This is a genomic window from Sphingomonas pseudosanguinis (assembly GCF_014196255.1).
Lineage (GTDB): Bacteria > Pseudomonadota > Alphaproteobacteria > Sphingomonadales > Sphingomonadaceae > Sphingomonas > Sphingomonas pseudosanguinis.
In genome coordinates this window covers 554,482-574,583 of the sequence record NZ_JACIDH010000001.1, presented here as the reverse complement: position 1 = coordinate 574,583, position 20,102 = coordinate 554,482, and the positions used below count along the sequence as shown (strand labels likewise).

The 20,102-nt window shown below is 66.6% G+C and carries 22 protein-coding genes; 8 read left to right on the top strand and 14 right to left on the bottom strand.

Going from position 1 to position 20,102, the window contains the following annotated elements:
• Positions 1-95: 95 nt before the first annotated feature.
• Positions 96-395, bottom strand: coding sequence for a CtrA inhibitor SciP (sciP, locus tag GGR48_RS02685; RefSeq protein ID WP_042484057.1), 300 nt, complete (start codon positions 393-395; stop codon positions 96-98).
• 95 nt (positions 396-490) lie between these two features.
• Positions 491-721: a hypothetical protein gene (locus GGR48_RS02680; protein WP_183950343.1), complete on the bottom strand. Its 231-nt coding sequence runs from the start codon at positions 719-721 to the stop codon at positions 491-493.
• A 176-nt stretch (positions 722-897) separates the two neighbouring features.
• On the opposite strand from GGR48_RS02680, the gene mnmA reads away from it, so the two are divergent.
• Positions 898-1,995: a tRNA 2-thiouridine(34) synthase MnmA gene (gene mnmA / locus GGR48_RS02675; RefSeq protein ID WP_183950612.1), complete on the top strand. Its 1,098-nt coding sequence runs from the start codon at positions 898-900 to the stop codon at positions 1,993-1,995.
• 15 nt (positions 1,996-2,010) lie between these two features.
• Positions 2,011-2,283, top strand: a complete 273-nt coding sequence (locus tag GGR48_RS02670) for a UvrB/UvrC motif-containing protein (RefSeq protein WP_183950342.1) — start codon at positions 2,011-2,013, stop codon at positions 2,281-2,283.
• A 38-nt stretch (positions 2,284-2,321) separates the two neighbouring features.
• On the opposite strand, the gene GGR48_RS02665 is transcribed toward GGR48_RS02670, so the two are convergent.
• Positions 2,322-4,088, bottom strand: a complete 1,767-nt coding sequence (locus tag GGR48_RS02665; RefSeq protein ID WP_183950341.1) for an alpha/beta fold hydrolase — start codon at positions 4,086-4,088, stop codon at positions 2,322-2,324.
• A 106-nt stretch (positions 4,089-4,194) separates the two neighbouring features.
• Here GGR48_RS02665 and GGR48_RS02660 point away from each other — a divergent pair, with 106 nt between their 5' ends.
• From GGR48_RS02660 to GGR48_RS02645, 4 genes are all read left to right on the top strand, one after another.
• The gene (locus tag GGR48_RS02660; protein WP_183950340.1) at positions 4,195-5,439 is read left to right on the top strand and encodes a putative DNA modification/repair radical SAM protein; all 1,245 of its coding nucleotides are present in this window, start codon (positions 4,195-4,197) and stop codon (positions 5,437-5,439) included.
• A gap of 80 nt (positions 5,440-5,519) precedes the next feature.
• The gene (locus GGR48_RS02655) at positions 5,520-6,005 is read left to right on the top strand and encodes a hemerythrin domain-containing protein (RefSeq protein ID WP_183950339.1); all 486 of its coding nucleotides are present in this window, start codon (positions 5,520-5,522) and stop codon (positions 6,003-6,005) included.
• Positions 6,006-6,168: 163 nt separating this feature from the next.
• On the top strand, positions 6,169-7,575 hold the full coding sequence (locus tag GGR48_RS02650) for a UdgX family uracil-DNA binding protein (RefSeq protein ID WP_183950338.1): 1,407 nt from the start codon (positions 6,169-6,171) through the stop codon (positions 7,573-7,575).
• A gap of 247 nt (positions 7,576-7,822) precedes the next feature.
• On the top strand, positions 7,823-8,911 hold the full coding sequence (locus GGR48_RS02645) for an acyltransferase family protein (protein WP_183950337.1): 1,089 nt from the start codon (positions 7,823-7,825) through the stop codon (positions 8,909-8,911).
• A gap of 17 nt (positions 8,912-8,928) precedes the next feature.
• Here GGR48_RS02645 and GGR48_RS02640 read toward each other — a convergent pair whose 3' ends face one another.
• Positions 8,929-9,732 carry an aldo/keto reductase gene (locus tag GGR48_RS02640; protein ID WP_183950336.1) on the bottom strand — a complete coding sequence of 268 codons (804 nt, stop codon included), beginning with the start codon at positions 9,730-9,732 and terminating at the stop codon, positions 8,929-8,931.
• 75 nt (positions 9,733-9,807) lie between these two features.
• Here GGR48_RS02640 and GGR48_RS02635 point away from each other — a divergent pair, with 75 nt between their 5' ends.
• Positions 9,808-10,443, top strand: a complete 636-nt coding sequence (locus tag GGR48_RS02635) for a DedA family protein (protein ID WP_183950335.1) — start codon at positions 9,808-9,810, stop codon at positions 10,441-10,443.
• Here the strand turns inward: GGR48_RS02635 and GGR48_RS02630 are convergent.
• Both GGR48_RS02630 and GGR48_RS02625 read right to left on the bottom strand, forming a co-directional pair.
• Complete coding sequence (locus GGR48_RS02630) at positions 10,398-11,813, bottom strand: hypothetical protein (RefSeq protein ID WP_183950334.1); 1,416 nt, start codon at positions 11,811-11,813, stop codon at positions 10,398-10,400. The genes GGR48_RS02635 and GGR48_RS02630 overlap by 46 nt on opposite strands.
• Positions 11,814-12,009: 196 nt before the next feature.
• Positions 12,010-12,480, bottom strand: a complete 471-nt coding sequence (locus tag GGR48_RS02625; protein ID WP_183950333.1) for an Lrp/AsnC family transcriptional regulator — start codon at positions 12,478-12,480, stop codon at positions 12,010-12,012.
• A gap of 126 nt (positions 12,481-12,606) precedes the next feature.
• On the opposite strand from GGR48_RS02625, the gene GGR48_RS02620 reads away from it, so the two are divergent.
• The gene (locus GGR48_RS02620; protein WP_183950332.1) at positions 12,607-13,671 is read left to right on the top strand and encodes a Glu/Leu/Phe/Val family dehydrogenase; all 1,065 of its coding nucleotides are present in this window, start codon (positions 12,607-12,609) and stop codon (positions 13,669-13,671) included.
• Between the two features lie 322 nt (positions 13,672-13,993).
• On the opposite strand, the gene GGR48_RS02615 is transcribed toward GGR48_RS02620, so the two are convergent.
• From GGR48_RS02615 to GGR48_RS02580, 8 genes are all read right to left on the bottom strand, one after another.
• A complete protein-coding gene (locus GGR48_RS02615) occupies positions 13,994-14,458 on the bottom strand; it encodes a hypothetical protein (protein ID WP_183950331.1) in 465 nt (154 codons plus the stop codon).
• A 23-nt stretch (positions 14,459-14,481) separates the two neighbouring features.
• Positions 14,482-15,024: a demethoxyubiquinone hydroxylase family protein gene (locus tag GGR48_RS02610; protein ID WP_183950330.1), complete on the bottom strand. Its 543-nt coding sequence runs from the start codon at positions 15,022-15,024 to the stop codon at positions 14,482-14,484.
• Positions 15,021-15,515 carry a disulfide bond formation protein B gene (locus tag GGR48_RS02605; RefSeq protein ID WP_183950611.1) on the bottom strand — a complete coding sequence of 165 codons (495 nt, stop codon included), beginning with the start codon at positions 15,513-15,515 and terminating at the stop codon, positions 15,021-15,023. Before GGR48_RS02605 ends, GGR48_RS02610 begins: the two co-directional genes overlap by 4 nt.
• A gap of 2 nt (positions 15,516-15,517) precedes the next feature.
• Positions 15,518-16,804 (bottom strand): S41 family peptidase, encoded by a 1,287-nt coding sequence (locus GGR48_RS02600; protein WP_420854079.1) that lies wholly within the window; start codon positions 16,802-16,804, stop codon positions 15,518-15,520.
• Positions 16,805-17,021: 217 nt separating this feature from the next.
• Entirely contained in the window at positions 17,022-17,414 is a 393-nt protein-coding gene (locus GGR48_RS02595; RefSeq protein WP_183950328.1) for a hypothetical protein, read from the bottom strand.
• Positions 17,415-17,443: 29 nt separating this feature from the next.
• Positions 17,444-18,292, bottom strand: coding sequence for a hypothetical protein (locus tag GGR48_RS02590; RefSeq protein ID WP_183950327.1), 849 nt, complete (start codon positions 18,290-18,292; stop codon positions 17,444-17,446).
• Positions 18,289-18,819, bottom strand: coding sequence for a YgdI/YgdR family lipoprotein (locus tag GGR48_RS02585; RefSeq protein WP_183950326.1), 531 nt, complete (start codon positions 18,817-18,819; stop codon positions 18,289-18,291). Before GGR48_RS02585 ends, GGR48_RS02590 begins: the two co-directional genes overlap by 4 nt.
• 123 nt (positions 18,820-18,942) lie before the next feature.
• Positions 18,943-20,100, bottom strand: a complete 1,158-nt coding sequence (locus GGR48_RS02580) for a murein hydrolase activator EnvC family protein (protein WP_183950325.1) — start codon at positions 20,098-20,100, stop codon at positions 18,943-18,945.
• Positions 20,101-20,102 lie beyond the last annotated feature (2 nt).

Here is a 20,102-nt window from a genome sequence, read left to right as displayed (position 1 = left end):
CTCCGTTGGGCCCGCGAGCGGGACACGGGGAAAAGACGTGCGAATGCGCTACTTGTTCCGCGCCCGTATCATCGATTCGGCGCAAAATCGATTTGTCAATATTTCTGCTGACGTTCGTAGAGCGAGCGATAATGCTGGATGCGGGTGACGCGCAGGCCCGGCATGCCCGAGCGGTCGATCGCCCGCTGCCACCCGGCGAACTCCTCCACGGTCAGACCGTAGCGGTCGCACACCTCGTCCACCGAGAGCAGGCCGCCATTGACGGCCGCCACCACTTCCGCCTTGCGACGGACGACCCAGCGCGTGGTGCTGGGCGGCGGCAAGGTATCCAGCGTCAGCGGTTCGCCGAGCGGTCCGATTACCTTTGCGGGGCGGATCTTCTGGTTCTCGATCATCATTACCTCGTCGGGGCTCCCTACCCCATATCGTTTACCAGGGCCTTTATGGACACGGGCCGTTGAACATCACCTATCGCCGTGCGGTTAACGCATCATTCACCCGCTCTCCATTGCGTCAAAGCCCGGGCCATCGGGCCGTTGAACGCTCCGTCCAGCGGCGCGAACAGCGACGGATCGGGGGCCGCGCGCACCAGACCCGCTTGGACGGCCGCGGTCAGGCTCGCCGCCTGACGCGCGGTCACGCCGACCATCAGCACCGCCAGATCGGGCGGCAACACGGTGAGTTCGGTATCCCGATCGAACCGGTTGAAGCTGAGGTCCAAAAGCGCAATCCATCCCTGTCTGGTCTGTCCCCTGCATATCGGCCGGATATGAAAACACGGTAAAGGTCGTGAAACCTTCCCCTTTTTTCGCAACCCCCGCCACCCCCGCCCCGATCGTCGAGCCGTGCTTTTTGCATGACCCATCGGAAAGGCGTATGGGGGCGACCATGGAGCAGATGGTGGATTTTCAGCTTGGGGGCGATCCCCGGGCCAAGCGGATCGTGGTGGCGATGTCGGGCGGGGTCGACAGCTCGGTCGTGGCCGCGCTCGCCCATGCCACGGGCGCCGAGACGATCGGCGTCACGCTGCAACTCTATGACCATGGCGAGGCGGTCGGCCGCGCCGGCGCGTGCTGCGCGGGACGCGACATCCGCGACGCGCGCGCGGTGTGCGATCGGCTGGGTATCGCCCACTATGTCTTTGATCATGAAGACAGTTTTCGAACCCAAGTGGTTGACCGCTTCGCCGATGAGTATCTCGCCGGGCGCACCCCCATCCCGTGCGTCCAGTGCAATATGGGGCCGAAATTCACCGACCTGCTGAAGCTGGCGCGCGATCTGGGCGCGGACTGCCTGGCGACCGGCCATTATGTCCGCCGGGTCGAGGGGGCGGCCGGCGCGGAGCTGCATCGCGGCGCCGATCCGGCGCGCGACCAGAGCTATTTCCTGTTCGCCACGACGCAAGAGCAGTTGAACTTCCTGCGCTTCCCGCTGGGCGCGCTGCCGAAGTCGCGGGTGCGCGAGATCGCCGCCGAACTGGGTCTGGGCGTCGCGGCCAAGCCCGACAGCCAGGACATCTGCTTCGTCCCCGATGGCGACTATGCCGGCCTCGTCAAAAAATTGCGTCCGGAATCGGATACACGCGGCGACATCGTCGACCTGGCGGGCACGAAGCTGGGCGAGCATCGCGGGCTGATTCACTATACGGTGGGCCAGCGGCGCGGGCTGGAGATCGGCGGCAGCCCCGAGCCGCTCTATGTCGTCCGGCTGGAGCCCGATACCAAGCGCGTCGTCGTCGGTCCGCGCACCGCGCTGGCGGTCGAAGCCGCGCGGCTGACGGGCATGAACGTGCTGGGCCCGCTGGACGGTCCGCTCTTCGCCAAGGTCCGCTCGATGGCCAAGCCGGTCCCCGCGCGCATGGTCGGCGACCGGCTGGTCTTCGACGCGCCCGAATATGGGGTGTCGCCCGGTCAGGCGGCGGTGCTGTACGACGGCGACCGGGTGCTGGGCGGCGGCTGGATCGCCGAGACCGAGGCGGCACGCATCGCCGCCTGAGGCGTTGATCCGGGGATGACCGCCCCCACCCTCGAAGAGCTGCGCCGCCAGATGGAGGCGGCCGCCGAACGCCTCGACTTCGAGGAGGCGCGGGCCTTGCGCGACCGCATCAACCTCTTACGCGGCGGCGCTGACGATACGGACGTCGACACCAGCGGCCTGACCCGCCAGCGCCCCGGCGCGATGGGGCTAGGCACTAGCCAGTCCCGCCCCGAACGCCCCGAAGGCTGGGTGCCGCCGAAAAAGCCCGACCCGATGACCAAGGGGCGCGGGCGGCGTCAGGGTTGAGCTGGAGCGGGCGAACCACGCGCCAGCCGTTTCCCGCATTACCGCGAGCCTAGCGGTGCCTTCACCCGCTTCGGCAGCCATGCGTCGATGACATCCAGTGTCGCCGGGTCGGAAATCGGCCACCCGGCATATTCCTTCCTTCCCGAAGCCGTGGCGACGAGCGGCTTGAAGCCATGTTCGACATTGGGCATCTCGACGACATGGGCATCGGCATTATCGGCGAGCGCACGCCGGGCCTCGGCTATGCTCAGCGACGTGGACACGACCGTGTCGTCGGCGGCATAGATCGCCAGTACCGGCGCCTTGACCTGTGACAGGGTCTTGCTGGCCGCGACCCGATAGAGCGATGCCGTCGCCGGATCGGCCAATGTCTTGACCGCCCCTTCCGCCTGGTCCCGCCGCCACCCCGCCTTGACGAAGGCGTCCACCAGACCTGCCCGATGCAAAGCTATGGCATCGGCGGCGGCCGCCCCGGTCAAGCCGTCGAGATAATGCCGCGTCGCCTCGACGACGTTATCGACGGCCTGTGCCGCCATGCCGGAGGCTGCCAGCTTTTCCCGCATTGCGTCTAAGAACATGCGCCCTTGTTCACCCGCCGGCGCCGCCAGCAGCACCAGAGCCGCGATGGAGGGATTTTCCACCGCCAGGACGGGGGCGATCACCGCGCCCTGGCTCAACCCCAAGATCGCGACACGATCGCCATCGATCACATCGGTGCGCGAACGCAGATGGGCCAACACCGCACGCGCGTCCTGCTCGGCCAGTTCGATCGCGTCCTGAAATGCGCCGGTCGACTGGCCCACGCCGCGCTTGTCGAAGCTGAACGTGGCGATACCCTTGGCATGAAGCCGGGCCTCAAGCAGGGGATAGATGCCATGCGGTGAAGCGCCGCCCCCGCCGAGCAGCAGGACAAGCGGGTAACGGCCATGCGATCCTGCGGGGAGACGGAGTTCCCCGTAAAGCACGACGCCCGGTGCGGACGGGATGCGCACCTGCTCCACTCGATCGGCTGACGCGGCCGGAGCAGGATCGGCGCCGGCCGAACCCACGAACGTCAGCGGCGTGGCCATCAGAAGGATGACGCGCCATAGCCCTTTACGATCCATCGCGACTCCCCCCTCTTCGACCGGCAGCGTCACTTCGTAATTCCCCTCGGCATAGGAGCCAGCGACATAGGGATCGGCGATCAGTCCGATCCGGTCGATCGCCCGGCCGCTCGACGACCCCAGCAGCAGGGTCAGGTCCTTGAGCGGCGGGCAGATGTTCATCGACGACGGGCTGCCCTCCGTCCGCCGCCGCTGCTCAGCCTTGAGCTTGGTGCAATAATCGGCACGGATCGCGCCCTGTAGCGCGGGCAGCGAGGCGAAGACCGATGTCGTATCCAGCCGCCGCGCCTTCGCCTTGTCCCACAGCAGCGCCGAGGATGCCGGCGTGCCATGCGCGCCGCCGGTATAGTCATAGCTGTCGCCCGACAGGCTGAGGAAACGCGGCGTCTCCGCCACCACCTTCCACGTCTTTTCATAGGAATAGCGGCGATAGGGAAAGCCCGATTGCTTCGCCTCGCGCCGGCCGGCGGCACCGTCGCGCGCGGTCTCGGCGCGGATCGCCGTCTTGTCCTTTTCCAGCCACGCCTTCAGGCCCGGTATCCGCGCGGCGGCGGCGGGATAGCGATAGGCGAATTCATAGTCGGCGGTCTTGACGTTGGTTTCCACCCCCTGCGCCAGCACGGGGCCGCTCAAACCCGCCCCGCTCATACCCGCCCCGCTCATACCCGCCAAAGCCAGCGCGATCATCATCTTACGCATCATCCGTCTCCCCTCGACGCCGCCAATCTGGATCAGACGGCCTGTACGGCCGATGACTGGCGGAGTTCCGCTTGCCCCGCCGCAGGCGCGAACATATATCGAACACATGGCGCAACTCGACACCCGTGAAAAGCTGGCGATCCTGGCGGATGCCGCTAAATATGACGCCTCCTGTGCGTCGTCGGGCACGTCGAAACGCAACAGCCGCGACGGCAAGGGGATCGGCTCGACCGAGGGCATGGGCATCTGCCACGCCTATGCGCCTGACGGCCGCTGTATCTCGCTGTTGAAGATCCTGCTGACGAACAGCTGCATCTTCGACTGCCATTATTGCATCAATCGCAAATCGTCGAACGTCCGCCGCGCGCGCTTCACCGCGCAGGAAGTGGTGAACCTGACGCTCGCCTTCTACCGGCGCAATTATATCGAGGGGCTATTCCTCTCCTCGGGCATCATCAAGTCCTCCAACTATACGATGGAGCAGATCGTCGAGGTCGCGAGATCCCTGCGCGAAGACCATGGCTTTCGCGGCTATATCCATCTGAAGACCATTCCCGACGCCGATCCCGAGCTGGTCCGGCTGGCGGGTGTCCATGCCGACCGCGTGTCGATCAACGTCGAACTTCCGACCGTCGGCGGGCTGCGTCGCCTCGCGCCCGAAAAGGATGCGGGCCGGATCGAAGGCGCGATGGCCGATGTGAAGACCGCGATCGAGGATCGCACCGACGCGGCAAAGAAATACAAGTCCGCCCCCGGCTTCGCGCCCGCCGGCCAGTCGACCCAGATGATCGTCGGCGCGGATGCCGCGACCGACCGCGACATCGTCGGACGCGCGGCGACGCTCTATGACCGTTTCCGTCTGCGCCGTGTCTATTATTCGGCGTTCAGCCCGATCCCCGATGCCTCCGCCGTCCTGCCGCTGCAACGGCCGCCGTTGATGCGCGAGCATCGGCTGTACCAGTCGGACTGGCTGATGCGCTTCTACGACTATCAGCCGCGCGAAGTGGCCGCCGCCGCCGATGAAGCGACGGGGATGCTGCCGCTCGACATCGATCCCAAGCTCGCCTGGGCGCTGAAATTCCGTCAGCATTTCCCGGTCGATGTGAACCGTGCCCCGCGCGAGATGCTGCTGCGCGTGCCGGGACTGGGCGTGAAGGCGGTCGACCGGATCATCGCCACCCGCAAATGGCGCAAGCTGCGGTTGGAGGATGTCGGGCGGCTGACCGTCTCGATCACCAAGCTGCGCCCCTTCCTGATCGCCGAGGACTGGCGGCCCGTGGCGCTGGCCGAGCGGGCGGACCTGAAACCGCTGGTCAAGCCGAAGACAGAGCAGTTCGAACTCTTTGCCTGAGTGCCCTTGATTCCATGAGAGTGATTCGCGGGTGAAACGGGCATCACCTTGCGCCGTTGGGCATCGCGAAGGAGACGATCATGGCCACCGCCGAAATCTACGCCGACCTCAAGCGCGATCACGACAAGCAGCGCGAGATGCTGAAGGAACTCGCCGAGCTGAAGGGCGATGGGCCTAAGCGCAAGAAGCTGTTCGAGGCGTTCCGCATCGAAATCCAGAGCCATGCCGCCGCCGAGGAAGAGTCGCTCTATGCGACCATGCTGGGCGAGCCCGAACTGCGCGACGATGCGCGCCACTCGGTGTCCGAGCATAAGGAGATCGACGATCTGCTCGGCGAGATGATGGACCTCGACTTCGCGTCGGACGAGTGGGAATCCAAATTCTTCCACATGCGCCATCGCTATGAGCATCATATCGATGAGGAAGAGGAAGAGATGTTCCCGGCCGCCGAGAAGGAGCTCGACGACGCGACCGAGCAGAAGCTGGCGGAGATTTACGAAGAGCGCAAACCCATCGAGGCGAAGGAAGCCAAGGCCAACCCGCCCGGCGGAGACGAGCGCGATTGAATTTAGCTGCCAGCCTATTCCTCCCCTGTAAGGGGAGGTGGCAGGGCGAAGCCCTGACGGAGGGGTGTCCACCTATCGAGAGCGGGACACCCCTCAACCATGCTGCGCATGGTGCCCCTCCCCTTGCAGGGGAGGAATAGCGTTGGGCCACCCCCACTAACCCATGCGCATCATAACCCTCCCCGCCCCGGACGACTTCGACGCCTGGCGTGACGCCGCACGCGGTCTGATCACGGACAGCGTACCACCCGATCAGGTCGTGTGGCAGGTCGGCGACCAACCCGCCGACCTGTTCGGCGCGGTCGCCGACGACAGCCCGGCCGCCGCCGCCCCGCGCTTCTCGGTATCGCGCGCCTTCATCGACCTCGCGCGCAGCGTCATCCTGTCCAACGACCCGGAGCGGTTCGCCCTGCTCCACACCGCACTCGACCGACTGCGTCGCCAGCCCCGGCTGATCGAGGATCAGGCCGACCCGCTGATCCGCCGCCTCGACCGGCTGGCCAAGGCGGTGCGCCGCGACATCCACAAGATGCGTGCCTTCCTCCGCTTCCGCGAGACCGAGGATACAGACGGCCCGCGCTATGTCGCCTGGTTCGAGCCCGAGCATCATATCGTGCGCGCCAATGCGGCCTTTTTTGTCAACCGCTTCACCACGATGCGCTGGTCGATCCTGACGCCCGAGGTCTCGCTCCACTGGGACGGCAAGACCCTCACCGAAGGCCCCGGCGCCGCACGCGCCGACGCCCCCGAGGGCGATCCGACCGAGGCGGTGTGGAAGACCTATTATGCCAGCATCTTCAATCCCGCCCGCGTCAAGATCGGCGCGATGTTGAAGGAGATGCCGCGCAAATACTGGAAAAACATGCCGGAAACCGCGTTGGTCCCGCAACTGATCGCAGGCGCGCACGCGCGGGAGACGGGCATGATCGATACGGCGAAGGTGGATGTCCGCTCCGGGCGCGGCGGCAATGCGCAAGCGGCCTGGGCGGCTTTGCGCGACGAGGCGATGACCTGCACGCGCTGCCCGCTCCATGCGCCCGCGACCCAGACGGTGTTCGGCGAAGGCCCGGTCGACGCCGCCCTGATGTTCGTCGGCGAACAGCCCGGCGACCAGGAAGATCTGGCCGGCCATCCCTTTGTCGGCCCCGCCGGCCAAGTCTTCGACCGCGCCGTGGCCGAGGCCGGCATCGACCGCGCGCGCGCCTATGTCACCAACGCGGTCAAACATTTCAAATTCGAGCCGCGTGGCAAGCGCCGCATCCACAGTTCGCCCGATGCGGGCGAAATCCAGGCCTGTCGCTGGTGGGTCGAGCAGGAACGCCTGCTGATCCAGCCCAGGGTCACGGTGGCGCTCGGCGCGACGGCGGCCCGGTCGCTGTTCGGCAAGGCCATGACGATCGGCCGCGAGCGGGGGAAGGCGCTGACCCTGTCCGATGGCGGGACGGCCTTCATCACCGTCCACCCCAGTTACCTGCTGCGCCTGCCCGACCCGGCGGCTAAAGAGATCGAATATGCAAGGTTCGTGGCGGACCTGAAAATGGCGGCCGAGGCGGTGGCGCAGGGGGATTGACGACAGTCGCAGGGGCGAGCGCATGGGGCAGGCCGGACACTCGGCCGGCGCTTGATCCCGACAGAGACCGTCGACGAATCCATCATCGCACCGAAGCGCCAATGTTCACCACGTCCCTTGCCAATCGGGGGCGAACCATGACGAATTCATCGACCTAGCGGCGGATCGCCATTGATCACCATGCGCGGTCTTCGCGCGCGATCGCCTGTGCGCGTCACGGGCATGCTCCGTCGGAACATCCAACTTCATGCTGCAGAAAAAATTGATCGGCCTGCAATGGCTTCGGGCGATGGCCGCGCTGATGGTCGTCATGGCGCATAATCATGACTTTCTTTTGAAACACGGCATGGAGTTTTACGACGGCTGGATCGGTGGGATCGGCGTCGACATCTTCTTCATCATCAGCGGCTATGTCATGTTCGGGCTGATGGACGGCCTGCCCCAGGGGCGACGGGAGGCCTATATATTCTCGGCCAAACGTGTCGGGCGTATCGTGCCGATCTATTGGCTCGTCATCCTGTCGGTCATTCTGGTCTGGCAAATCACGGGCAATGATCTGTCCGGCGGCATGAACCACTATTTCCGGACATCACGCGTCGTGAAAAACCTGCTGTTCCTCGACGCCAATCCGATCGTCGGCGTGGGATGGACGCTGGCCTATGAAATGTTCTTCTACCTCCTGTCAGGCGTGGCCATTCTGGCGATCACCCGCAATTCGACACGCTTGCTTGCCATATCGCTGACCCTGGCGGCGCTGGTTCTTGTCGGGATAGTGGCGGAATATACCGGGCGTATCGTCGGCAACCCGCTGATCCTCGAGTTCGCAGCGGGTGGGCTGATCTGGTTCCTCCTGAACAAATTCGGTGATCGCCTGCCACCCCATGTCGGGATCATGACGGCACTAGCCGGGCTGGCCGGCATGGTCATGCTTTACGGGCATCACGACTATAATCACGGCCACCCTTATTGGTTTGCCGCATCCTTCCTGTTCGTTTTCGGCATCATGATGGCCGAACCCTATTTCATGCGGATGCGGTGGCGGGGGCCGGTCGCCTTGGGCGATGCATCATATTTTCTGTACCTGGTCCATTTCTACGTCATCATAACCGTCACCGGCCTGTTGTTTGACGTGTTTCACGTCACGCCCGGACTGGCCCCGGCACTGTTCGCGACGATCATGATCATGGCGATCACCTGTACCCTGTCGCTGCTAGGCCATGTCTATCTGGAACGGCCGCTATCGCGTTATGTCACCGGACATCTGCTTCGTCCCCTGCGATGGACGGCTCGAGGCCGATCCGACAATCGGCAGGCGGGACAGCCGTTACCGCTATAGGGAACGGCTGGTCCGGATCAGGCGCCCATGTTCGCGGGATCAGGCCCGATCCGCCCGTCCGCATCGTCCAGCGCATCGATCGCGGCCATGTCCTCATCGTCGAGCGTGAGGTCCGTTGCGGCGAAATTGTCCGCCATGTGCGCCGCATCCGCCGCCTTGGGGATCGCCGACAGGCCGTGCGCCAGATGCCAGGCCAGCACCACCTGCGCCGTCGATCGGCCATGCTTCTCGGCAATAGCGACGATCTCAGGCGTCTTCAGGAGTTCGCCGCCCTGCCCCAACGGACTCCAGCTCTGGGTCACGATGCCCTTGGCTTCATGATAGGCTCGCGCCTCGCGCTGCTGGAAACGGGGGTGGAGTTCGATCTGGTTGACCGCCGGCACCACGCCGGTCGCATCGATGATGCGGTCGAGATGCTCGGGCAGGAAGTTCGACACGCCGATCGACCTGGCCTTGCCCGCCTCGCGCAAGCCGATCAGGCTCTGCCACGCCTCGACATAGGCGTCCTCGGCCGGCACCGGCCAGTGAATCAGATATAGATCGACCGCCTCGACGCCCAGCAGCGCGAGGCTTTCGTCGAGGGCCGCCTCGGCATCGCGGTGGCGGTCGTTCCACAGCTTGGTGGTCAGGAAGACATCGGCATCGCGCAGGCCATCGCCCACCCCGCGCTCATTGCCATAGATGGCGGCGGTGTCGACCAGGCCATAGCCGGTGTCGAGTCCGCGCCGCACCACCATCGCGGCCTGCGAATCCGGGATCTGATAGGTGCCCAGGCCCAGTTGGGGCAGGCTGCGGCCGTCATTCAGGGTCAGCTTGGTCATGGCGTCCCAAACCGACCGCCCCCTCGCGCGGTTCCGATTGACCCCCGCCCCCCGATCGCGCAAGTCGCTGGCCCCATGGTCGAACATATTCTTTCCGCGCTGGCGAGCTTTGCCATCTGGGTCATCTCGACGGGCGGCTATCTGGGCATCATGCTGCTGATGGCGATCGAGAGCGCGTGCATTCCGCTCCCCTCCGAGATCATCATGCCCTTCGCGGGCTATCTGGTGTCGACCGGGCAGTTCAACCTGTACCTCGCCGCGACGGCGGGCGCGCTGGGGTGCAATCTGGGGTCGGTCGTCGCCTATGAGATCGGCAAGCGCGGCGGCCGGCCGGTCGCCGAGCGCTGGGGCAAATATCTGCTGATCGGGCCGGGCGAGCTGGATGCGGCCGACCGCTTCTTCGCGCGCTATGGCTCGATCGCGGTGCTGATCGGGCGGTTGCTGCCGGTCATCCGCACCTTCATCGCCTTTCCGGCGGGCGTCGCGCGGATGAAGCTCGTCCCCTTCCACCTCTACACCTTTATCGGCAGCTGGCCCTTCTGCCTGGTGCTGGCGATCGTCGGGCGCGAACTGGGCGAGAAGTGGGATTCGGACCCGCGCGTGAAAGCCTTTTTCCACCGCGCCGACCTGGCGATCGGGATCGTCCTGGTCGTGCTGATCGCCTTCTACATCTGGCACCGGGTGCGCGGGCTCAAGCGCCACGCGCGCTGAACCAGCCACAGGGCCAGCGGGATCGCGACGGCCACCCACAAATATAGTCCGGCCCATGTCGTCCATCCCCACCATTCGGAGGGGATGGTGCGAAGGTCACCATGGCGGAAGCGAAGCTGGATCACCGCCTGCCACCAGGCCCAGCGATATTCGGGCGGCGCGAAAATCTCCGCCGCCGCGATCGTCAGGTTGATCGCCACCGATCCCGCCAGCAGGAGCGCCAGCGCCGCCCGCTGCCATCCCCAGTGCAAGGATGCCCAGAGCGGCGCCAGCCCCAGCGCCGCGACCCCGGTCAGCGGCATGGCATGGCGCGGGCCGGTGGCGTTGCCGCCGTCCCAATAGACATAGGCCGCATTGACCAGCAGCGCGATCAGCGCCACCCCGGCGGCGGTCAGCGCCAGCCCGCGCGTCGCGCGCGCCTCCGCCAGCTGCCACAGGCCGATCGGCGCTAGGATCAGGATCGGCGCGACCCAGACCAGCCCTCGCGTCGGCCCGATCAGGATTTCGCGCAGCACCGCGACATGCGGCACGGTCAGCCCGAACAGCCCCTGCTGCATCCCCTCGAACCCGACGACGCCCGAATAGCCGATGCGGAACGGCGTCCCGAAGGCGAAGAGATTATAGGCGAACAGCGGCACCACGCCGACCAAGCCGGCGGCCAGGAACGGCCAGATCGCCCTGCGATCGGTGCGGTGCCGCCACAGCGCCCAAAACCCGATGACCGATCCCGCCAGCACCGCCTGATATTCGACCACCACCGCCCAGCCGAGCGCCAGTCCCGCCACCGCCAGCCAGCGCCCGCCGCCCCGCGCAACCCCGACCAGCGCGATGACGAACAGCGCCGCCACGCTCGCATGGCCGAGCAGCGTGGTGGAATAACCCCAGATCGGCGTGCCCAGCGCATAGGCCAGCGCCGCGAACAGGCCCGCACCGACGCCGCCCGTCACGATCAGCGCCAGGTCGAACAGCATCACCGCCGCGATCGCGGTCAGCAGCGCCGAGCCGGTCGCGGCGGCGACCCGCGTGCGCAGCTTGAGATAGTCGACGAAGCCCAAGTCGAAGACGCTCGGCTGATACCGGTCGGCGCGATCGCCCGTCACCGCATCGGTCAGCGCGACCGCCGGCACCGCCATCAGCGTCATGCCCGGCGCCTTGTCGAGATAGGCATGGTCACCGAACTGCGCCTTGTCGATGGTCAGCGGCGCGAAGGGATCGATGGTCGCGGAGCCATCCTCGACCATGCGGATCGCGGCGAACAGGCGGGTGGCGTTGTTGGGGTTAAGTTCCCACGAGCCGAACCAGGCGCAGGAGACCCAGACCAGAAGGAACAGGCCCGCCCGAATGCCGCCCAAGCCCTGCCACCGCGTCATCGGATCACCCCCTGGTTGGTCGCCTTGGCGCTAGCCGCCTGCAAGATCGGGGACAAGCGCGCGACCACCAAATTCCTCCCCTGGAAGGGGAGGTGGCAGGGCGAAGCCCTGACGGAGGGGTGTCGCCCTCTCGAAAGCTGGACCCCCCTCCGACGCGCTTATGCGCGCCACCTCCCCTTGCAGGGGAGGAATTTGGTTAGCCCGGCATCGGCAGCGAGGTCGTCGACTTGATCTCCGACAGTGCAACCGTCGAGTTGATCTCCTGCACGCCGGGCAGGTTGGACAGCCGCTCGAAGAACAGCCGTTCATAGGATTCGATATCGGCCGCGACGATACGCAGCATGAAGTCGACCGAGCCCATCAGGACGTGGCACTCCATCACTTCGGGCACTTCGCGGATCGCGGCGGTGAACTCGTCGAGATTGGCGCGGCCATGCGCGTTGAGCTTCACCTGCGCGAAGATCTGCGCCTTCAGCCCGATCTTGGTGCGATCGACCAGCGCCACGCGCCGCTTGATGATCCCGTCACGCTCCAGCCGGTCGATCCGCCGCCAGCAGGGCGAGGCGGACAGCCCCACCGTCTCGGCGATGGCGGCGGTCGACAGACTCGCATCCTCTTGCAGCAGCGCGAGGATACGACGTTCCCAAATATCGAGATCATGCGGCATGATCATTCTCGTAAGACAGGATTGTCGAACGATCCATCCCCGCTTTGGGGGAAAACCCCTCGAATGCGACCAGTTTCTCTGCGGCCCTTCGGCTAGATTGCCTGCATCAGATCGAGGATGAAGACGATGCGATTGCCCCATGACAGCCACAGCCTGCCGCCCGAAGAGGTGGTACCCTTTCGCGATGCCGAGAGCGGGGCGAGCGGCGTCATCGTACTGCATTCGACCGCGCTGGGGCCGGCGGCGGGCGGGTGTCGCTTCTGGCACTATACGAGTGATCAGGATGCCGTCGTCGACGCGCTGCGGCTGGCCGAGGGCATGGCGTTGAAGAACGCGCTGGCCGACCTACCCTTTGGCGGTGGCAAGGCGGTGTTGCGCAGTCCCGAACGACCGCATGACCGCGCCGCGCTGTTCCGCGCCTTTGGCCGGGTCGTCCGCGAGCTGAAGGGCCGCTACGTCACCGCCGAGGATGTCGGCACCGGCGTCGCGGATATGGAGGTCGTCGCGGGCGAAACCCGCCACGTTGCCGGCCTGCCGCCGCGCGATGGCCGGCCGGGCGGCGATCCGTCTCCCTGGACCGCGCTGGGCGTCGTACAGGCGATGCGGGTGGCGGTGCGTCACCGGCTGGACGCCGAACTGTCCGATGTCACGGTGGCGGTGCAGGGGCTGGGCCATGTCGGCTTCGCGCTGTGCGAATTGCTGCACGGCATGGGCGCGAAGCTGATCGTCGCCGAACCGCGCAGCGAGGTGGCGGCGCGCGCGGCGGATCGCTTCGGCGCCATGGTGATGAGCAGCAAGGCGCTGCTGTCCGCCCGCGCCGATGTGTTCGCACCCTGCGCGCTCGGCGGTGTGCTGGATGCCGAAGCCGTCGCGCAACTGCGTGCGCGAGTGGTATGCGGCGCGGCCAACAATCAGCTCGCCGATGCGGATCTGGCCGTCCGCCTGGCCGAGCGCGACGTGCTCTATGCCCCGGACTTCCTGGTCAATGCCGGCGGGATCATCAATGTCGCGGGCGAGCATCTCGGCTGGAACGCCTCAGAGGTGCGGCGGCGGGTCATGGGCGTCGGCCAGCGGATGAAGACCACGCTGGCGCTGGCGGCGCGTGAGGGGATGACGCCGCATGAGGCGGCCCGCACGATCGCCATGGACCGGATGGCGCAGGCCCGGCGGGTGGAGGCCGTGGCAGCGTAAGGTTCTACAGCGGCCGCGCGGATCTCGGCCCCAGGCCACCAAAGCCGTTCACGCTGAGCGGAGTCGAAGCGTATGTCCTGCCCTCGCCTTCCCTCGGCATTGCCGTGGGCAAGCGCGTCCCGTGGCCTTCGACTTCGCTCAGGCTGAACGGCGGTGGGGTGTTCGGCCTCCCCCAACATCCTCATGGCAGAGCCCTAGTGGGTTCAGCCGAACGAAGGCGGGAGTCATCCTCCCCTGTAAGGGGAGGTGGCAGGCCGCAGGCCTGACGGAGGGGTGTCCCGGCCCGTGAGCCAGCACGCCCCCCGGAAACACCGAAACGCGATCAGCGGTTGCCCGCTTCCTCCTGCCGCCGCCGGTCGGCATTGGCCGCCCGGTTCTCGCGGACCCGCTGCGCGAAGCAGCCGGTTGCGCCGCCGGCGCCGACCGCCGAGCAGCTGCCGATGCCGTTCACGCCGACGCCCTCGTTCACCGTGCCCGTCGCGCGCACCGCCCAGCTCTCATTCTCGGGCGTCACCTGCAGATCGCGCAGCTCCTTCGGGACACGGAACTGCTCCTCCGCGCCGCGCCGGACGCAGACGACGATCTCGTTGCCGCTATTGTCGGTCGGGCAGCGTTCGTTGCCGAACAGGGTCAGCACGCCGTTGACGGGTGCGTTGCGCGACACTTCGCCCGGCCCTTCGACCGGCTTGGGCTTGATCGCGCCGGGGGCGGCGACCTGCTGCGCCGTCGCGGTGCCGGTCATGGCGAGGGTGGCCAGCAGGACTGCGGCCCAGGTCCGGTTCTTCATCCTCTCTCTCCCGTTGGTCCGGCTCAGATACGCTTGGCCGCCGCGATGGCGAATTTGCAGCCCGCCCGGATCGCGCCGTACAGCACCGGATAGGCGATCGCCTCTTCCGCGCCCGCGCCCAGCGCATGGTCGCGATGCTCCAGCTCCTCGGCCTGGAAATCGGCGATGGCGTCCGACAATTCGGGATCGCTGTCGCCCAGCTGGTCGCGCTGTGCCTGATAATGTTTGTCGATCTCGGTCTCGACCGCCGCGGTGCAGGCCATCGCCGCCTTCGGCCCGATCGCCGCCGTGATCGCGCCCAGCGCGAAGCCCGCCTTGTCCCAGAAGGGCTGGAACAGCGTCGGCCGCACGCGGCGCTCGGCGATCATCCGGTCGAAAAAGGCGCGGTGACGCTCTTCCTGCTCGGCCATGTGATGGATCGCGCGCGAGGCGGGATGCCGGTCGCCCAGCACCGCCAGCTGCCCGGCATAGATGCGGGTCGCGCCATATTCGCCGGCCTGATCCACCCGGATCATCGCCTTCATCGTCTCGCGCCGGTCGCCCGGCATCCAGCGAAGCTGGCTCATCGTGCCTTCCTCATCAACAACAGGATCGCCGCCGCGCCGCCCAGCGAGATGATCGCATTGAACCCCGCCAGCGAGATGCCGCCCAACGTCCATTGCGCCACGTCGCAGCGGATGACCGGCGCCTTCATGATGGCGCTCAATCGGTCCGCCGCGCTCAACCCCGTCAAATCCACCGTCGAGGTGCACGCGGTGAAGCCCTGCCACCAGCCATATTCGACCCCGGCATGCGCCACACCGATCACCCCCGACACCGCGATCAACAACGCGGCAAGGATGACAAGCGATCCGCGAATGCTCCGCTGCGGCACGACAAAGGCGAGGAGCGCCGGCACCAGCGCGGCATAATGCGGCCAGCGCTGCCAATGGCACATCTCGCACGGGTACAGCCCGCCGATCAGCTGGCTGGCCCAGGCGCCCGCCAGCAGCGCGGCGGGGATCAGCAGCGCCAGCATATTGGCGCGCGTCTCGTTGCGGGTGCGCGGCACGGCCATCGTCACTTCACCGGCGGCTTGGTGGCGGCGGCGACCTGCGCCGGGCCGCCCAGCCGGGCGATCGTCTTCAGCGCATAATAGAGCTGGAAGTCCTCAACCCCCTGCTTCTTCAGCGCCTCGGGCGTGGCGGCGAAGCGCGGATCGTCCTTATTGTCCTCCTCCAGAATCTTGTTGTCGGCCTTCACCTCGTTGATCAGGTGACGGCGCAGATCGGCCTCGCGGAAGACGGGGCGCGTCTTGTAATCGGGGTCGGAAATCTGCGGGACCTTGATGTCCGGCTCGATCCCGCCCTCCTGCACCGACCGACCCGAGGGGGTGTAATAGCGCGCGGTGGTCAGGCGCAGCGCGGTTTCGGGGCCGAGCGGCAGCAGCGTCTGCACCGAGCCCTTGCCGAAACTGCGCTCGCCCATGACGATCGCACGGTGATGGTCCTGCAGCGCGCCCGCGACGATCTCCGAGGCGGAGGCGGTGCCGGAGTTGGTCAGCACGATGATGGGCAGGCCATGCGCATCGTCGCCGGGCTTGGCGTAATAGCGCTCGATGTCCGACTTCTCGCGACCGCGCTGCGACACGATCTCGCCGTGATCGAGAAAGGCGTCGCTGACCGCGATCGCCTGGGTCAGCAATCCGCCGCCATTGTCGCGCAGGTCGACGACATAGCCGAGCGGCCGGTGACCCAGCGCCTTGTCGATCGCCATGATCGCGGCCCGCGTGTCCGCGCCGGTATTCTCGGAGAAGGTGTTGATGTTGATATAGCCGATATCGCCCTTCACCTCCCACTTCACCGGGCGCTGGACAATGACCTCGCGGGTCAGGGTCAGCTCGATCGGCTTGTCGCGGCCGGGGCGGACGAGGGTCAGCTTGATCTTGGTGCCGGGCTTGCCGCGCATCTGGCCGATCGCCTCGTCCAGCGACTGGCCGTAGATCAGCTTGCCGTCGATATGGGTGATGTAATCGCCCGACTTCACGCCCGCGCGGCCCGCCGGCGTATCCTCCTGCGGCGCGATGACCTTGATCGCGCCGTCCTCCATCGAGACGGTCAGGCCCAGCCCGCCATAATTGCCCTCGGTCTGGATTTTCAGGTTGTCAAAATCGAGCGCGTCGACATAGCTGCTGTGCGGATCGAGCGCGGCCAGCATCCCCTGGATCGCGCCCTTGATCAGCGTGTCGTCGTCGACCTTGTCGACATAATCGGCCTTGATCCGGTTATAGACGTCGAGGAAGCGATCGAACTGGCGAACGGTGGAGCTGTCGACGGCGGCCATCGCGGAGGTCGTGATCGGCACCATGGCAAGCGCGCCGACGATCGCAGTAGCAGTCAGAAACGGACGTTTTGCAAGCGGACGGGGCATTGAGGGTCCTGGACCTGGTAATATGGCGGCCTTTGTAGCCGCAAGCCGCCTGCAATCAAAGCGTAACCGTGCTGAACCGAGGCTGAGCGGGAGTGGCGGGGCCGAGTTCGGGGAATGGCGGCGATGCCTTCCCGATCTCGGCCACCAGCCGGCTTTACGCCGGGCCCGCCTTGCGGGCGCATAGGGTCAGCGCCGAGAAACGACCGGCGCGTTCCACCCCGCACCGCACATAGCCGTCCTTGACCAACCGCCGCTCCGCCCAGTCCTGAAACACCCAGGACCCCGTCAGCGCGATGACCAGCGCGATCATCGCCGCGACCGCGATCCCATTCCCCGCCCGGCGCAGCGCGACACCATCCCGAAATGCCGCGACCATGCCCCAGGCCGCCAATGCGACGAAGACCGGCATCAACGCCAGCATGCCGACATCACCGCCCGACACCCGTATCTCCGCCGCCCCGGCACGCCATGCGGCCAGAAACGTGCCGATCGTATCCATCAGCAGCCAACCGCAGAGGAGCGACAGCGTCAGGCCTATGCCCGCCATCACAAGCGCGGCGCGTCGTCTTTCTCGGGTCATCGCAGCGTGGGATAACGGGGAAGGAGCTTCCAGACCATGTCGCGGATTTGCCGCTTACCTTCCGCGATCGCCGCATCGCGGATCAGGTCGATCAGATTTCCGGCCGCTTGGAATGCCGTGCTTCTACCCCGCGCGACCAAGGCCTGCTTCTTACGTTCCAGCTCGGCGATCCCCTCGTCGAGCTGCTTTTGCAGACGCTCAGTAAATCGATACTTTTGATCGAGCGCATCGAGCGCCCAGCCGACGCCCAAACCGACCACCACGGCGATCACCAGGGGCCCGGCCGCCACGGTCATGCCCAAGGCGACCGCCGCCGACCCCGCAGCATAGCCGACACCGCCCGCAATCAGCGCCTTGCTGACGTCGCCAGCAATACCGCCAAGCATCTGTCCGAGGGTCGCCTCGTCACGGATGACATAATCAACGATGTTCCATACTGTCAGCAGGACGACGGATACGATGGTGCCGCCCTTGACCGACTTCGCCACACCCGCCTTGCCGATCCCCAGACCCACGACCTTGGGATGGAGGGCGCCATATTTTGTGCCGTTTAGAACACGACGCAGGCCCGGATAGCCTTTGAATACGACATGCAGCTTGCCGTTATAGCTTTTAAAATAGCAGCGCCCGCGAATGCCCGTTTCACGGACCAGCTTGCGGATCAGCATCGCATCGTCTGTGGCGGAAAAGTAATTGGCGATCGTGTGCCAGTTGTCGGAATAGTCGTTCCAATGCTTGTCCGCTGCTGCCTGCGTCATCTTGCCTGTCGCGACCGCCTCGGCAAGCCACATGCGGACCAGCATGTCCCGGTCGGCAACGACGATCTGGTTGGTCTGATCGCTCATCGTGGCGCCTCCGTGCTTTTGGCCTTACCATTGACGATGACGAACCTGCGCGATTCCCTGGCGTTGACGGTAAAGCCATTGCCCTCCCACGTGACCGGCGGCTCACCCGCCTCACGTCGATCGAGACAGCTTTCGGCTAAAACGGCGTCCGTCATGCGCTTCTTCGCGATCGAAAAGAGCCTTACCCACGACTCCCGGCCATTGGCGCAGCGCTCGCCCCCATTCCTGCTGCCATAGCTGTCAAGAACCACGACGACGCCGTCGCTTTCTCCTAGCCGCCGTACGTCGTGATAGAGGACGGGATCGGCCCTCTGCGTTGTGACCGGGAAGCGAATCTGTGTTTTCGCGCCACCGTCGCCATAGGTGTAAAGACCGGTATCCCCTGTCACCTCGATCGCATCCGAAGTCAGAACGGTGGCAGCCGGTGCGCTCGCCGCGTTGGTGTCGACATCCTCCGCCGAACCGCAGCCGGCGAGAGTGAAAAGGGCTGTTGCCATGGCCATGGCCAAGGTCACGGTCGCTTTCATCACAACAGGATAACCTCTGACATCAGCGGGATGAAGCGTAAATCACCACGGAAATGGCTTAACCCATTTACAGGCACGCCCTGGGTAACAGGATGGCGGCATAGCACCCCGATCGATTCGCGCTCACCCCAGAAGCGCGGCAATATCCATCGGCCGGCCATCGCGGCGCAGTTCCACCGTGACGCGCGGGGCGGCTCCGCCACGGCCGTTGCCAGCGCGGCCGAGTACCGCGCCGGCTTCGACCCGCTCCCCGGTATGCACGGCTAGCGCGCCCAGGCCGGTCACCAGGCTGGTCCAGCCTTCGCCATGGTCGAGGATGACGATCCCGCCATAGCCCCGGAACGGTGCGGCGTAGCGGACCGTGCCGGCGGCCGGTGCCACCACGGTCGCAGCGGACGCGGTCGCCAGGGTAATGCCACGCGCCCGCACGCCGGCATCCGAAATCTCACCGAAGCCGCCGGCGACGCGGCCCCGCACCGGCAGGCGGTAGGTGCCGGCCGCGATCTCCGGCCCCTTCACCCCCGGCGCCAGCGGCCGTGCGACCGGCCCCGCCAGCCGGACCAGCTCTCCCGCGGTCGCCTGTGCCGTCCCGCGCTCGGCCATCTGGTCGACGAGATCGCGCGCCGCCTCGCCCAGCGCCAGCGCGCGGTTGGATTCGTCGATCGCGCTGCGCCCCAGGCTGTCGGCGCGGCCGCGGTGCAGCGCCTCCAGCCGGGCGAGCATCTGACGCTGGCCCTCCAGCCTGGCGGAGGTCGTGGCGAGCGCCTGCGCCGCCACCTTGGCCTGCGCCTCGACCCGGCGCGATGCGGCCAGTTCGCGGCGAACCGTCGCCGATCGCTCGGCGATGACGGGGGCGATGGTGGAGAAGACCGCGCGGACATGCGCGAGGTCGGCGACCGATCCGGGTTGCGCCACCGCCGCAATGGGCGGGCGCGCCGCCATGTCCTGCATCGCGGCCAGCAGATGCGCGAGCGGCGCCTGCGCCCGCGCCAGCCGGGTCCGCTGGCGGTCGAGCAGCCCGGCGACCAGCGTCACCCGCGCCCGCGCCGCCCGCACCTCCGCCTCGGTCGCCGCGACGCGGGCGGCCATGGCCTGCTCCCGGGCATCGGCGGCGGCGGCGGCATCGCGTTCCTGACCCGCGCGCGCCTCCAGCGCCTTGGCCCTGGCCTGCGCTTCCGCCGCGCCGACGCGCGCTTCGGCCAGCCTGCGCTGGTCGCCAGCGATGTCGGTCGCCCCCAGCAGCAGCAATCCGCCAAAAGCCGCGAGCCACCGCCGCGCCATGC